The organism is Janthinobacterium sp. BHSEK, from assembly GCF_056174685.1.
This window is the reverse complement of sequence record NZ_JBWBYV010000015.1, coordinates 1-13,198: the sequence shown is the minus strand read 5'-3', so window position 1 is coordinate 13,198 and position 13,198 is coordinate 1. Positions and strand designations below refer to the sequence as shown.

Annotated in this window: 13 protein-coding genes; 6 read left to right on the top strand and 7 right to left on the bottom strand. The window is 62.8% G+C overall.

Annotated elements, in window-relative coordinates; all coding sequences use genetic code 11:
- Positions 1 to 12: 12 nt before the first annotated feature.
- Together AC0V2Y_RS07405 and AC0V2Y_RS07400 are read left to right on the top strand one after the other, a co-directional pair.
- Positions 13 to 1,197 (top strand): DUF1501 domain-containing protein, encoded by a 1,185-nt coding sequence (locus AC0V2Y_RS07405; protein WP_475415971.1) that lies wholly within the window; start codon positions 13 to 15, stop codon positions 1,195 to 1,197.
- Positions 1,198 to 1,286: 89 nt separating this feature from the next.
- Complete coding sequence (locus AC0V2Y_RS07400) at positions 1,287 to 2,399, top strand: AI-2E family transporter (protein WP_475415970.1); 1,113 nt, start codon at positions 1,287 to 1,289, stop codon at positions 2,397 to 2,399.
- Positions 2,400 to 2,506: 107 nt separating this feature from the next.
- Here AC0V2Y_RS07400 and AC0V2Y_RS07395 read toward each other — a convergent pair whose 3' ends face one another.
- On the bottom strand, positions 2,507 to 2,731 hold the full coding sequence (locus AC0V2Y_RS07395; protein WP_010396348.1) for a hypothetical protein: 225 nt from the start codon (positions 2,729 to 2,731) through the stop codon (positions 2,507 to 2,509).
- A 146-nt stretch (positions 2,732 to 2,877) separates the two neighbouring features.
- Here AC0V2Y_RS07395 and AC0V2Y_RS07390 point away from each other — a divergent pair, with 146 nt between their 5' ends.
- Genes AC0V2Y_RS07390 through AC0V2Y_RS07380 form a run of 3 tightly spaced genes read left to right on the top strand, consistent with a single transcriptional unit; the run spans position 2,878 to position 5,378 of the window.
- Positions 2,878 to 3,630 (top strand): phosphatase PAP2 family protein, encoded by a 753-nt coding sequence (locus tag AC0V2Y_RS07390; protein WP_475415969.1) that lies wholly within the window; start codon positions 2,878 to 2,880, stop codon positions 3,628 to 3,630.
- A gap of 5 nt (positions 3,631 to 3,635) precedes the next feature.
- Positions 3,636 to 4,550 (top strand): diacylglycerol/lipid kinase family protein, encoded by a 915-nt coding sequence (locus tag AC0V2Y_RS07385; protein ID WP_475415968.1) that lies wholly within the window; start codon positions 3,636 to 3,638, stop codon positions 4,548 to 4,550.
- Positions 4,551 to 4,559: 9 nt separating this feature from the next.
- Positions 4,560 to 5,378, top strand: a complete 819-nt coding sequence (locus AC0V2Y_RS07380; RefSeq protein ID WP_475415967.1) for a metallophosphoesterase family protein — start codon at positions 4,560 to 4,562, stop codon at positions 5,376 to 5,378.
- 15 nt (positions 5,379 to 5,393) lie between these two features.
- On the opposite strand, the gene AC0V2Y_RS07375 is transcribed toward AC0V2Y_RS07380, so the two are convergent.
- From AC0V2Y_RS07375 to AC0V2Y_RS07360, 4 genes are all read right to left on the bottom strand, one after another.
- On the bottom strand, positions 5,394 to 5,684 hold the full coding sequence (locus AC0V2Y_RS07375; protein WP_475415966.1) for a type II toxin-antitoxin system RelE/ParE family toxin: 291 nt from the start codon (positions 5,682 to 5,684) through the stop codon (positions 5,394 to 5,396).
- A complete protein-coding gene (locus AC0V2Y_RS07370; RefSeq protein WP_070224900.1) occupies positions 5,677 to 5,922 on the bottom strand; it encodes a type II toxin-antitoxin system ParD family antitoxin in 246 nt (81 codons plus the stop codon). The genes AC0V2Y_RS07375 and AC0V2Y_RS07370 overlap by 8 nt, the downstream gene beginning before the upstream one ends.
- 96 nt (positions 5,923 to 6,018) lie before the next feature.
- The gene (gene cls / locus AC0V2Y_RS07365; protein ID WP_475415965.1) at positions 6,019 to 7,410 is read right to left on the bottom strand and encodes a cardiolipin synthase; all 1,392 of its coding nucleotides are present in this window, start codon (positions 7,408 to 7,410) and stop codon (positions 6,019 to 6,021) included.
- A complete protein-coding gene (locus tag AC0V2Y_RS07360; protein ID WP_475415964.1) occupies positions 7,407 to 9,518 on the bottom strand; it encodes a site-specific recombinase in 2,112 nt (703 codons plus the stop codon). Before AC0V2Y_RS07360 ends, cls begins: the two co-directional genes overlap by 4 nt.
- 318 nt (positions 9,519 to 9,836) lie before the next feature.
- Here AC0V2Y_RS07360 and AC0V2Y_RS07355 point away from each other — a divergent pair, with 318 nt between their 5' ends.
- Complete coding sequence (locus tag AC0V2Y_RS07355) at positions 9,837 to 10,946, top strand: porin (RefSeq protein WP_475418152.1); 1,110 nt, start codon at positions 9,837 to 9,839, stop codon at positions 10,944 to 10,946.
- Here the strand turns inward: AC0V2Y_RS07355 and AC0V2Y_RS07350 are convergent.
- Both AC0V2Y_RS07350 and AC0V2Y_RS07345 read right to left on the bottom strand, forming a co-directional pair.
- Positions 10,934 to 11,491, bottom strand: a complete 558-nt coding sequence (locus AC0V2Y_RS07350) for a DUF3617 domain-containing protein (RefSeq protein ID WP_475415962.1) — start codon at positions 11,489 to 11,491, stop codon at positions 10,934 to 10,936. The two genes, AC0V2Y_RS07355 and AC0V2Y_RS07350, sit on opposite strands and share 13 nt — an antisense overlap.
- 67 nt (positions 11,492 to 11,558) lie before the next feature.
- Entirely contained in the window at positions 11,559 to 13,106 is a 1,548-nt protein-coding gene (locus tag AC0V2Y_RS07345; RefSeq protein WP_475415961.1) for a TerC family protein, read from the bottom strand.
- Positions 13,107 to 13,198: the final 92 nt, after the last annotated feature.

The following is a 13,198-nucleotide window of genomic DNA, read 5'->3' as shown; positions in this document are numbered from 1 at the left end:
GAAAGGATCGCCATGAACCGTCGTGACCTGTTGAAAGCCCTGGCCGCCGCGCCCCTGTTGTCGCACGCGGGCAGCCTGCTGGCCGCGCCCGCCACGAATGCGAAGCTGCTGTTTGTCTTCCTGCGCGGCGGCTATGACGCGAACAACCTGCTGGTGCCGCTCGGCAGCGATTTTTATTATGCATCGCGGCCGAATATCGCCATTGCAAAACCAGGTGCGGACAACGGCGCGCTGGCCTTGAACGCCGACTGGGCCCTGCATCCCGCCTTGCGCGAGACCATCTACCCGATGTTCACGGGCGGCGAGGCGGCCTTCATCCCGTTTGCGGGCACGACGGATTTGACGCGCAGCCATTTCGAGACGCAGGACAGCATTGAACTGGGGCAGGAACTGGGCGGGCGCCGCGATTTCCGCTCGGGCTTTTTGAACCGGCTGGCGCAAAGCCTCAACAGCGGCAATCACGCCATTTCCTTCACGGACCAGCTGCCCCTGATCTTCCAGGGCGGCGTGCAAGTGCCGAACATGGGGCTGCGCTCCGTGGGCAAGTCCGGTATTGATGCGCGTCAAAGCCAGCTCATCGCCGCCATGTACAAGGGCACGCCCTTGCAGCAACCGGTCAGCGCGGGCTTTGCCGTGCGCGCGGACGTGAGCCGGGAATTGACGGGAGAAATGCAGGCGGCCAACCGCAACGCCATCAGTACCAAGGGTTTTGAACTGGAAGCGCAGCGCATCGCCCGCTTGATGAAGGACAAATACAACCTCGGTTTCGTCGATGTGGGCGGCTGGGATACGCACGTGGGGCAGGGCGGCGCCAACGGCTATCTGGCGGGGCGCTTCGACGAGCTGGGGCGGGGCCTGGCCGCGTTTTCGCAGGAAATGGGCAGCGAATGGCGCAATACCGTGGTGGTGGTGGTCAGCGAATTTGGCCGCACCTTCCGCGAAAACGGCAACCGCGGCACGGACCATGGCCACGGCAGCGTGTTCTGGGTGCTCGGTGGCGGGATCAAGGGCAAGCAGGTGGCGGGCGAACAGGTGGCGATTTCGCAGGCGACGCTGTTCCAGAACCGCGACATGCCCGTGCTGAATGAATACCGGGCCGTGCTGGGCGGCTTGCTGCGCCGCACCTTCGGTTTGACGCCGGCGCAACTCGATCATGTGTTTGCCGGCGTCAAACCGGTGGAACTGGGACTGGTATAAGCTTGGCGGGTGGCGTGTTACGCTATGCCTGCGCAACTGGCGCATAGCGAATACTGGCGGCCTGTGGCGCCGGGCACGAATGGAGTGGTATGACCGATACCCAGCGCGACATCGTCAGCGCAGGCTTTTCCCTGGCCCTGATCGCCGTGACGGCCTTCGTCATGAAGCGTTTCTTTTTGCCGCTCGTGTGGGCCGGCATCCTGTGCGTGGCCACTTGGCCCTTGTACCTGCGCGTGCGCGCGGCGCTGGGCCGGCGCACCATCATCGCGGCAGCCGTGCTGACCCTGGCGTTTGCCTGCATCTTCATCATCCCCGTGCTGTTCGGCGTGGCGCAGGCGGCGCGCGAAGTGCCCGTGCTGGCCAATTTCGTCGTCCATGCGAATACGGACGGCTTGCCCGTGCCGGACTGGGTGCCGCATATTCCCCTGGCGGGCAGCGCCATCGGCGACTGGTGGCTAGCCACCCTGAGCCAGCCACACGGCCTCGGCCACTTCTTTGCGGGCAGCGCCGTGGGCGGCTTTCATTCCGCGCGCGACATGCTCAAGGTACTGGGCGCGGACGTCTTCCACCGCCTGGTCGACTTCGGCCTGGCCTTCTTATGCCTGTTTTTCTTCTACAAGGATGGCGAAGCGCTGACGCGCCAGATCACGGCCGTCGGCAGCCATTTCCTGCGCCCTGAACGCTGGGGCCGCTATGCGCAAAAGATCCCGACCGCCATCCGCGCCACCGTCAACGGCCTGGTGCTGGTGGGTCTGGCTGAAGGCGTGCTGATCGGCTTCGCCTATGCCATCGCCGGCTTGCCGTCGCCGGCCCTGTGGGCGTTCGCCACGGGCATCCTGGCCATCATCCCGTTCGGCGCGCCGCTCGCTTACCTGTGCGCGGCCGCCTTGCTGGTCTTCCAGGGCAATGTGGGCGCCGCCATCGGCGTGGCCGCCTGGGGCACCGTGGTGCTGTTCGTGGCCGACCACTTCGTGCGCCCCGGCATGATCGGCAACGCCACCCGCTTGCCTTTCCTGGCCGTGCTGTTCGGCATTTTGGGCGGCGTGGAAACCCTGGGCCTCGTGGGCCTGTTCATCGGCCCCGTCGTGACGGTGCTGTTCGTTACGCTGTGGTACGAAGCGAATGTGTTCGACAAGGTGGCGCCTGTCAAGACAGGCCCGAATACACCTGCCAGCCCGGCCGCCCCGGAACGCACGCAGTAATGAGGGGTCGGCCAGCGTTGCCGCTGGCCGGTACTGGCGCGCTCCCGGCGTGGCCGGGCGGAGCTGACTTTACAACAGGGTGCAAGCACCATGCTTTAAAGGCATTCTTAATGCGCCTTGGATAGAATGAGGAGCCAACGGCGCATCAGCAGCACTTCAACATAGCCCGGCTCGATGCCCGTACCGCACTCGATCAAGGGATTGACGGTGTAGTAGCGCTTGCGGAAGTCGCGGCAAACGAGGATTTCGCGCTTGCCCATGCGGACGAGGAAAGAGCTTGGGGCGTATTCCAGGCCGAACCGTGAGCCAAAACCGCTATTCAATGTTGCCATGACAATTCCTTTGAGGGAGATGTGTTGAACGAGTCATCAGAATAGCATAACTACTGTATGAAAACACAGCTACTGTATGAATAAACAGTATTTTTTTCTGGTGTGGTTTTTTTGATCATCGCCAGGAACATGAAAGAGAGATCAGTTTGCAAGAGAATAATGACATGGGCATGACCACGGGCTGGACCATGAAACTGCGGCGCTTCGTCGAGGCGCGCCTGTCGCCCGAAGGCGAGCTGGGCCTGCATATGACGGTGGGCGTGGCCCTGATGCTGGTGGCCATCGTGGTCTTCCACGAGATCGCCGAAGCCGTGATGGGCATGGCCCGGATCACCGTGATCGACCTGCAGGTGGCGCAGTGGTTCAACCAGCATGCCGTGCCGTGGATCACCAGTTGCCTGCTGGTCGTCACGCATATGCATGGCGTGATCGGCGCCATCACCCTGGCTATCTTGCTGGGCTGGTATCTGCACCGCAAGGGCGCCAATTACTGGCTGTTTACCCTGGTGATCACCATGCCGGGCGTCATGTTTTTGAACCTGCTGTTAAAGTACATTTTTGTCCGCGCGCGGCCCAGCTTTGACGAGCCCATCCTGCAGACGGCCTTGAGCACGTACAGCTTTCCCAGCGGCCATACGGCCACCTCGACAGCCCTGTACGGCTTGCTGGCCGCCTACCTGATTTGCCAGACGGCACCGGGCGCCTGGGGCAAGCGCATCGCCATCGCGCTGGGCGCATTCCTGATGGCGTCGCTCGTCGGCTTCAGCCGCATCTACCTGGGCGCGCATTACCTGAGCGATGTGCTGGCGGCCATGGCGGAAAGCTATGGCTGGCTGGCCATCTGTATCGCCGGCGTATCGACCCTGCGCCGCCGCCGGCATATCCGGCAAACCAGATAAGGGGAGTGATCCTGAGCAAGATTGCAGTCATCATCAATGCGGGCGCCGGTTGCGGCTATGCGCCCGACTGGGCGCAGCAGCTCGAAGCACAATTCCTGGCCGTGGGCCTCGACGCCGCCATCACCCTGGCGCAAAGCGGGGCCGAGATGATCGCCACGGCCGAACAAGCCTTGCGCGATGGCGCGCCCATCGTCGTGGCCGGCGGAGGCGATGGCACCATCAATGCCGTCGCCTCCGTCGTCGTCGGCAGCGGCACGTCGTTTGGCGTCTTGCCATTGGGCACCTTGAACCACTTCGCCAAGGATTTGAATATCCCGCTTGACCTCGATGCGGCGATTGCCAATGTGGCGCAGGGCGTGCGACACCAGGTCGACGTGGGCGAAGTCAATGGCCGCATCTTCCTGAACAATTCCAGCCTGGGCCTGTATCCCGATATCGTGCGCGACCGCGAAAAGCAGCAGCGGCGGCTGGGACGGGGCAAGTGGCTGGCCTTCAGCTGGGCGCTGGTGGCCGCCTTGCGCCGCTATCCGTTTCTCAGCGTGCAGCTGAAACTCAACGACGCCGTGCATGCGCGCCGCACGCCTTTCGTCTTCATCGGCAATAATGAATATCTGATGGAAGGCTTGAATATCGGCGAGCGCGAACGGCTCGATGGCGGCCAGCTGAGCCTGTACGTGGCGCAGCGTCCGGGCCGCCTGGGCTTGCTGAAGCTGGCCTTGCATGCACTGTTCGGCAAGCTGTCGCAGGCCAAGGATTTCGATGTGCTGACGGCCACCGACCTGGAGATCGCCACGCGCCACCGCCGCCTGCGCGTGGCCACCGATGGCGAAGTGACCGTCATGAATACCCCGCTGCGCTACCGCATCCGCACGGCCGCGCTCGAAGTGATCGTGCCGGCGCCCGTACCCGCCGCCAGCTAGGAGAACGCGATGCGTACCATCGTGCATTTATCGGATCTGCATTTCGGCCGGGTCGACGGGGACTTGCTGGCGCCCTTGCGCGCGCTGGTCGAGCGCCTGGAACCGGACGTGGTGGTGGTCTCCGGCGACCTCACCCAGCGGGCCCGCAGCGCCCAGTTCCAGGCGGCGCGGCACTTTCTCGACAGCTTGCCGGGGCCGCAGATCGTGGTGCCGGGCAACCATGACGTGCCCCTGTACAACGTCGTTTCCCGCTTCCTGACGCCGCTGGTGAAATACCGGCGCCATGTGACGGACGATTTGTCGCCCGAATACGTGGATGAGGAAATCGCCGTGCTGGGCATCAACACGGCCCGCTCATTGACGTTCAAGGATGGCCGCATCAGCCACGAGCAGATCGATTTCCTGCGTGAACGCCTGGGCCGCTTGTCGCCCGGTTTGACGCGCATCATCGTCACGCACCATCCATTCGACTTGCCCGAGCACTTCGACGAGGATGACCTGGTGGACCGCGCGCCGCAGGCGCTGCAAATGTTTTCCGAATGCGGCGTGGATTTATTGCTGGCGGGACATCTGCATGCCAGCGTGGCGGGCAACACGGCCGAGCGCTACAAGATCGCCGGTTACGCGGCCCTGATGGTGCAGGCGGGCACGGCCACGTCCACGCGGGGCAGGGGCGAGTCGAACTCGTTCAATGTGCTGCGCGTGGAAAACAGCTGCATCCGGGTCGAGCGCTACAGCTGGAATGAAGACAGCGCCGACTTTGAAAAGGTCAGCACGGAAGCGTTCGAACGCCAGGGCGGGGTGTGGGCCAGCTTGCGGCCGCTGTGATCAATGATGTGTTAATTACAGATGGCGTGCCGCATCCATGCGGTCATGCAAAATGCGGACGATGGCAATGCCATAGTGAGTGATGTGGAAATAAATCATGTGCCGTCCGACTTTGCGGCGCCGGTAGCCGGGCCGAATCTGCTCGCATGCCGGTGCCGTCTCGGGCGCGCGTGCCAGGTCATCGAAGGCTGCCGTCATGGTGTCAAGATAAAGACTGGCCTGCTGCACGCTCCACCGCTGCGACGTATACGCCCAGATCGCCTCAAGGTCACGTTCGGCGGCGGGCGTCAGCCGGTATTCAGCCATGCGCTGCCAGCATTCTCTGCTTGAAAGCCCTGGCGTCGAAAGGCTGGGGTTCGCCGCTGGCCTCGCCTTCCACCAGCGCCGCGCGGATCGCATCGAGTTCGGCGCTGCGTTCCTGTTCACGCCGGATCAGGTCGCGGATGTATTCGCTGTCGTTCGTATAGCGCCCCGCGTCAATTTGCGCCTTGATCCAGTCGTCCTGCTGGTCCGTCAAGGTAATGGTCTTGCGCACGGTTCCCATGGTGGTCCACTCCAGATATGAGCAGTACGACGATCGTCATACTATTGGTGCAATATAGTGCATATTTGTGCAAATATCCAGCCGCCTGATCGGTGCTTACAGCCAGTAGTTCATGAAGCGCGCCGCCCACTCCTTCATGCGGTCGGAGATGGGGCGCGTTTCCCATTTTGCCTTGGTGATCTCTTCCGAGTCGCGCAAGTCTTCCTGGAAGGCGTTTTCCATTTCGCGGCCGAAGCTGTCGCCCAGCACGATCACGTTCAGCTCGCTGTTGTGCAAAAAGCTGCGCATGTCGATGTTGGTCGAGCCGACCGTCGACCAGGCGCCGTCGATGACGGCCGTCTTGGCGTGCAGCACGGCCAGTTTCAAGTGAAAGATGCGGATGCCGCCGGCTAGCAGCTGGTCGTACAGCGCGTGTCCCGCATGAAACACGAGGCCGCTGTCGGACACGCCGGGCAGCACCACGGTGACGTCCACGCCCCGTTTCGCTGCCGCGACCAGCGCGTCGACCGTCTGCTGGTCGGGCACGAAATAGGCGGACGTGATGTGGATGGATTTCTTGGCTTCCTGGATGGCCAGGATGTAGGCCTTGTAGATTTCAAAGCCGCCGTCCGGTTCGCTGGCCACCACGCGCACCAGCTTGTCGCCCACTTCGGACAGCACGGGAAAATAATTGGCGTCCGGCAAGTCGGCCTGGTCTTGCTGGGCCCAGGTGCGGATGAACAGCCACTGGAAGGCGGCCACGGCCGGGCCTTCCACTTTCACGTGCGTGTCGCGCCAGCCCACGTCCTTCTTGTCGGTGGGCTTCGATTTCGAGCGGAACAGCGAGCTTTTCGCATAGGTATCGCTGATATTGATGCCGCCCGTAAACGCCGTCTTGCCATCGACGATCAGCACCTTGCGGTGGTCGCGGTTGTTGATCTTCCAGTCGTCGCCCTTGAGCTTGGCGGGATTGACGGGATTGAAGGCCACCAGGTGCACGCCGGCCGCGCGCATGCGGTCAAAAAACGCCTGCGGCACGCCGATCGTGCCCACGCTGTCATAGATGACGTTGACCGTCACGCCCGCCTGCTGCTTCTCGATCAGCATGTCGGCGAATTTCAGGCCCAGCGGGTCCTGGTCGAAGATATACGTTTCCAGGTTGATGCTGTTCTTCGCTTCGCTGATGGCCTGGAACATGGCGGCCATGGTTTGCGGGCCGTCAAACAGCAGGGTCACCTTGTTGCCCTTGATCAAAGGCACGCCCGTGGCCGCCTCTTCCAGCGCGGCCTGGGTCTTCAAGTCCATGCCGGACCTGGCCCAGCGCTTGTTGAGCAGGGCGGCCCGGCTGTTGACGTTCAGCACGGCGCCCTTGCCCGTGATCACCTTGGGCTTGGCCACGGGTTCCAGGGTGGTATTGAGATTTTTAACGTTTGGCAACGCGGCGCATGCAGCCAGGGTCCAGCACAGCAGTAGGGCGGTGAGGCAGGGTTGCATGCGGCGAGCGGTCATTTTTGAGCCTTGGTCGTGGGTGACAGGTTTGCCGAGTCATCGGCCAGTGCCAGTGGCGGCGGGTTTTTCGAACCGAAGAAGAAGACGATGGGCGAGCGCAGGAAACGCTTGCCCAGGATCTTCAGCAACTGCATGCCGTGCTTGAAGCGCACCTGGCGCGAACGCAGAGCTACCCACAGGGCCAGGCCGAAGCTGACCAGCAGGTTGGCCGTGCCGATGGCGAAGATGCCCGACAGCGACTTGACGGCCAGTTGCCAGCTCATATTGTGGTCGAGTCCCACCAGCGCTGTCGCAAAGTTGGCGGCCGAGAAGGTGATGTGGCGGATATCGATGGGCAAGCCGATCAGGAAGCCCAGGGTGCCGATGGAGCCCAGCAGGATACCGAAATAGAAGTTACCCATCAGGCCGCCCAGGTTGTTTTCCAGGTACAGGCCCAGCCGTTGTAAGCGTTCCTGGCCGATCACGCGGCCCAGGCCGCGCAATTGCGCGATGCGCTGCGCCCAGCGCGTGTACAGGGCCTGGTTGTCGTAGTAGCCGGAAATCAGGCCCGCGACGAACAGGCACACGCCCGCGATCATGGCGTAGAAGATGGCGGGGCTGCCGATGGGGTCGATATCGTGCAGCAGGTGCATGGCTTTTTCCGGCGTCACCAGGTTGTGCCCCGTGATCGCCTTGTAGCCGAGCGCGATCAGCCACGCCGTGGGGATGGCCGTCGCCAGGTTGCCCAGCACGGCCATGTTTTGCGTGCGGAAGACCTTGTTGATCAGTTCCGCCATGCTGTCGAGGTCGATGTTCCGGCCATCCTTGCTGTGCAGGCCGGCGGCGATGCGCGACGCCGTCATGGCCGGCTGCTTGGTGGCCACCGTGAAGTGCAGCAAGTGGATGAACATGAAGCCGATCGAGTAATTCATGCTGAACATGAAGGCTTCGACCAGCGGCGCCGAGCGCAGGTAGGACATCAAGATCTTGAACAGGGCCATGAAGCCGATGATCACGCCCGCGCCGGCGGACGAGAGGAACATGGCACCCATTTCGCGGCGGTTTTCCGCGATGTAGTGCTCGCCCGTGCGGCTGGCGTTTTCCGTCACATTGCGCGCCAGCAAGTTGATATTGTCGGAAAACAGGTCGCTGACCTTGTATTTGTGGTTATGCGCGCGTATCAGTTCCAGCGCCAGCCCGACGGCGCCCGCGCGGCGGCGGCTGACGGGTTGCGGGTGCAGTAAGTCCTGCGTGGCGTCCACCGTGATGGCGTCGATGTCCACGTTGTTCGATGCGGGCAGCTCGCCGCTCGTGTCGACGAGGAACAGCAGCTTGCGCAAGCGGTCGATGCTCTGCGCCAGCGCCACCAATAAATACGTGAGGGGAATGCTGGTGCCCTGGTACAGCGCCTTCTTGCGGATCTTGGCGATGACGGCGTCGCACTGGTCCAGCATCACCAGCAAATGGCGCGCATCCTCGATGTGTTCGATATCGCCCTGCAGCAGGCTCGTATAGGCGTCCAGATAGGCGTTCACTTCCGTGTTCTGCACCATGAACGGCGACTGGAACACTTCAATTTCATTGTGGAAACGCGTCAGTTCCGGTTCCAGGCCCATGGCGCAGACGCGGTAGGACAGGGTACGGATGGCGTCGAGCATGCCCGGCAGCATGATATTGCCATCGCCGACGGCCAGTTCGACCTCATCGCTGGTCAATACGTCGAACAGTTCCAGCCAGTCCGTGGCGGGCACGTTGCTGATCCACAAATAATCGGTCTTCAGGTACAGCACCTGGTCGAGCGCGTCGTTCAGGTATTCGTCGCCGAGGGCGGGCGGCAGCATGCGGTAGGCGATGCGGCGTTTTAATTCTGTAAAGAAACCGCTGTTCGACAGCACGCCGATATCGGTGTACAGGCTGGCGTGGCGGCGCGCGGCCAGCACGCGCAGCACGTATTCGTGCAGGGCGCGCGCCTGCGCGGGGTTACCTTTGAGAAGCTGGCGCAGGGTGCGCACGTTGGCAATCGCGGTAGCGCTGTCGTGGGGGCGCTTGGGACGCAGTGAGTTGAATAATTCCACCAGCAAGTCGATATTGCTGGAGTTGGGGTCAATGCGTTCGAGGATAGCTAGCATGCAAAAAAACGGGCGAGCCGCTGTCGGTAAAACCAGTAGTGTACCGCCTGCGTCAGATCGCGCAACGTTCGCCACCGAACATTGCTTTACGGCAGGGCCTGCAATTCACGCCATTTTGCCGCATATTGGCACAATCATGGTCAATCTTGCGTGTTGTCAGTGCGCGACGTGTTTCTTGAGGCTAAGCTGAAGTTTCTGTTGTACAACGCACGGATGGCTGGACAAAAAGCGAGGATAAGGTAACACTTGGATCAGACACACAGCGCATGTCCTGATCAATACCGGGAAGTTTCAATTCACGTGACCGAGATATTTATCATGAAGACCTCGTATTTTGCGCTTGCTGTGATAGGGATGGGGCCATTCGCGCTGGGCGCGACGGCCCAGGCTGCCGATGGCGCGGGCAATGCCGCATCCACCAACGTTGCCGTGTACGGCGTGCTCGACGCGGGTATCGTGGCCGAACGGGGCTGTGCCGCCGGTTGCGCCGGCGCCAAGCTGTCCGGTGGCGTCGCCTCCGGCTCGCGCCTGGGCGTGCAGGGCCGCGAAGCACTGGGCAACGACGTCTCCGCCGTATTTACCCTGGAAGCGGGCATCCAGAACGACACGGGCCAGTCGGACGAGGGCCGTCTGTTCGGCCGCCAGGCCTACGTGGGCCTGGACAGCCGCCTGGGCGCGCTGACCCTGGGGCGCCAGTACAACCTGCAATACCTGACCCTGACCGACGTGGCCGACCCGTTCAAGGGCGGCATGGCTGGCAGCGCCAGCAACCTGGCCGGCTACAGCGTGAAACGCTACGACAATACCGTCAAATACGCGACGCCCGCCTTGCGCGGCGTGACGGCCAGCGCCATCTACAGCTTCGGCGAGTCGCCATACAGCAGCGCCAACAACCGCGCGTATGGCGCCACCCTCGGCTATTCGGCCGGCGCCGTGAATGTCAGCGTGTCGCACCAGCGCAAGAACAACTTCATCCTCGCCTCCGGCACCTTGCCCGCCATTGACATGTCGTCGCGCAACACCCTGATCGCGGCGAACATCGACCTGAAAGTGGCCACCGCCTTTGCCGCCGTGGGCGTGAACAAGGGCTATGGCAGCTCGCCGTGGGACCCGAACAATGCCTACAGCTCGCTGGCCCTGTCGATGTCGTCATCGGACAGCCGCGACACCTTGCTGGGCGTGTCCGTGCCCGTGGGCGGCTTCAAGCTGCTGGCCTCGTACGTGCGCAAGGACGACCGCGACCTGGCCAACCGCGACGCCAATCAGGTGGCCGTCGGCCTCACGTATTCCCTGTCAAGACGCAGCGATTTCTACGCGTCCTACGCGAAGATCCACAACAAGAACGGCGCCCGCTACACGGTGGGCAATGCCAGCGACGCGGGGCGCGGCGACGCCGCATTCAACATGGGTTTCCGTCACGGCTTCTGAGCGGAGGCGGATGGGGCCGGGCACGTTGCCCCCAGCCACTTGCCGTTGCTCGTCACATTCACCTGTTCCGGTGTGCCGCGCGCGCTGGTCGTCACCGCCAACTGCATATTGAAGGCCCGGTCGCCGGTGAACGTGAGCTGGCCTTCGCCGCTCGATTTCGGGTTGGCGCAGGTGAACGATACATGCATGCCGCCCGCGGTGTCGCTGTTCTTCGAGGTGCAGTCGCCGGGCTGGCCCGTGGGAATCTGCTTGCGCGCCGCCATTTCCGGCGTCACGCACGCCGTCACGCGCACGGCGCCGTCGGCACCCACGGTGGGCATGGCCATGCCGCGGCTGGCCGCCATGCTTTCCAGTTGCTTGCGTTGATCGGGAGGAAGGTTGCCCAGCTGCTGCAGCACCATGGACATGGCGTTGTCGGTGGCGGCGTCGGGCGACGCCATCTTGCTATCGACTTGCCACAGGCCGGGCTTGATGGTGGCGGCATGGGCTTGGCTGCCCAAGGCGGCGCAAGCGAGCAGAGTCAGGCGTAGCAGCGAGTGTTTCATGTTGGCGTCTCCAAAAAAGGCAGACCCCAGCATACGGCATGGCAAGCGTAGCACGCTTGCCATTGTGTTACAAACTGTGATCGGGCTCGCTGCGGCGCACGTCCACGCTGGCGATGCGGCGCTCGTCGGCCTCGACGATTTCATAGCGCAAGCCGTCGAGCTCCAGCACTTCGCCCACGGCTGGCATGTTCTCGAAATGCGCCAGCAGGAAGCCGGCCAGCGAGTTGTATTCGCCGTCTTCGCTGACCAGGGTTTCCGTCTCGAACACTTGCTCCAGGTAATGCAGGTCCGTCGCGCCATCGATGCGCCAGTGGCCGGGGCCCAGCACTTCCACGTCGGGCTGTTCGTCCTCGTCGGGGAATTCGCCTGCGATGGCTTCCAGGATGTCGATCGGCGTGAGCACGCCTTGCACGGTGCCGAATTCGTCGACCACCAGCACCAGCTGGCCGCGCGAGCGCTTCAGGGTTTCCATGGCTTTCAGCACGCCGGCCGCTTCCGGCACGACGACGGCTTCGCGCATGCTGGCCGGATCGATCTTGCCATGCGAGACGAGGTCTTCGATCAGGTCCTTGCTGCGCGCGATGCCGGCCACATTGTCGAGGTCATCGTTGCAGACAGGAATCATGCTGTGCGGCGTGTCGCGCAGCAGTTGCAGCATCTTCTCGCTGCTGTCGTTCAGGTTGACCCACGAGACGTCGCCGCGCGGCGTCATCACGGAGCGGATCGAGCGTTCGGCCAGGGTCAGCACGCCGCTGACCATGTTGCGCTCTTCCACGCCGAAGGCGGAGACGTCGGGCAATTCCTTGACTTCGTGCTCTTCCACGGCTTCGCGGCCCTTGCGTCCGCCCAGCAGGCTCAGCACGGCTTGCGCCGTGCGGTCGCGCAGCGGGGCGTTCGATTGCAGCTTGAGGAAGTTGCGGCGCGCCAGCTGGTTGAAGAACTCGATGACGATCGAGAAACCGATGGCGGCGTACAGATAGCCCTTCGGAATGTGGAAGCCCAGGCCTTCGGCCACCAGCGACAGGCCGATCATCAGCAAAAAACTCAGGCACAGCACGACGACGGTGGGGTGGGCGTTGACGAAGCGCGTCAGCACCTTCGAGGCCAGCATCATGACGACGATGGAAATGACGACGGCCGCCATCATCACGTACAGGTTTTCCACCATGCCGACGGCCGTGATGACGGCGTCGAGGGAAAAGACGGCGTCGAGCACGACGATCTGCGCCACCACGAGGCCGAAGCCGGCATAGACTTTCGGGCCCGTCTGGGCATGCGTGACGCCTTCGAGGCGTTCGTGCAGCTCGGTGGTGGCCTTGAACAGCAGGAACAGGCCGCCGACGAGCAGGATCAGGTCGCGCCCCGAAAACGAGAAGGTCCATATGGAAAACAAGGGCGTCGTCAGTGTGACGAGCCAGGAAATCAGCGAGAGCAGGCCCAGGCGCATGACGAGGGCCAGGGTCAGGCCCAGCACGCGCGCCTTGTCGCGCTGGTGCGGCGGCAGCTTTTCGGCCAGGATGGCGATGAAGATCAGGTTGTCGATACCCAGTACGATTTCCAGTACGACCAGCGTCAGCAGGCCGACCCAGATTGTCGGGTCAAATAACCATTCCATGTGTGTAACCTTGTAAAGTCAGTAAGTTTCAAGCTTGCCTGGTGGCTCGTGCCCCAGGGAACCGTGTTGCGAGTGCGTGGTGTGGCGGCGGG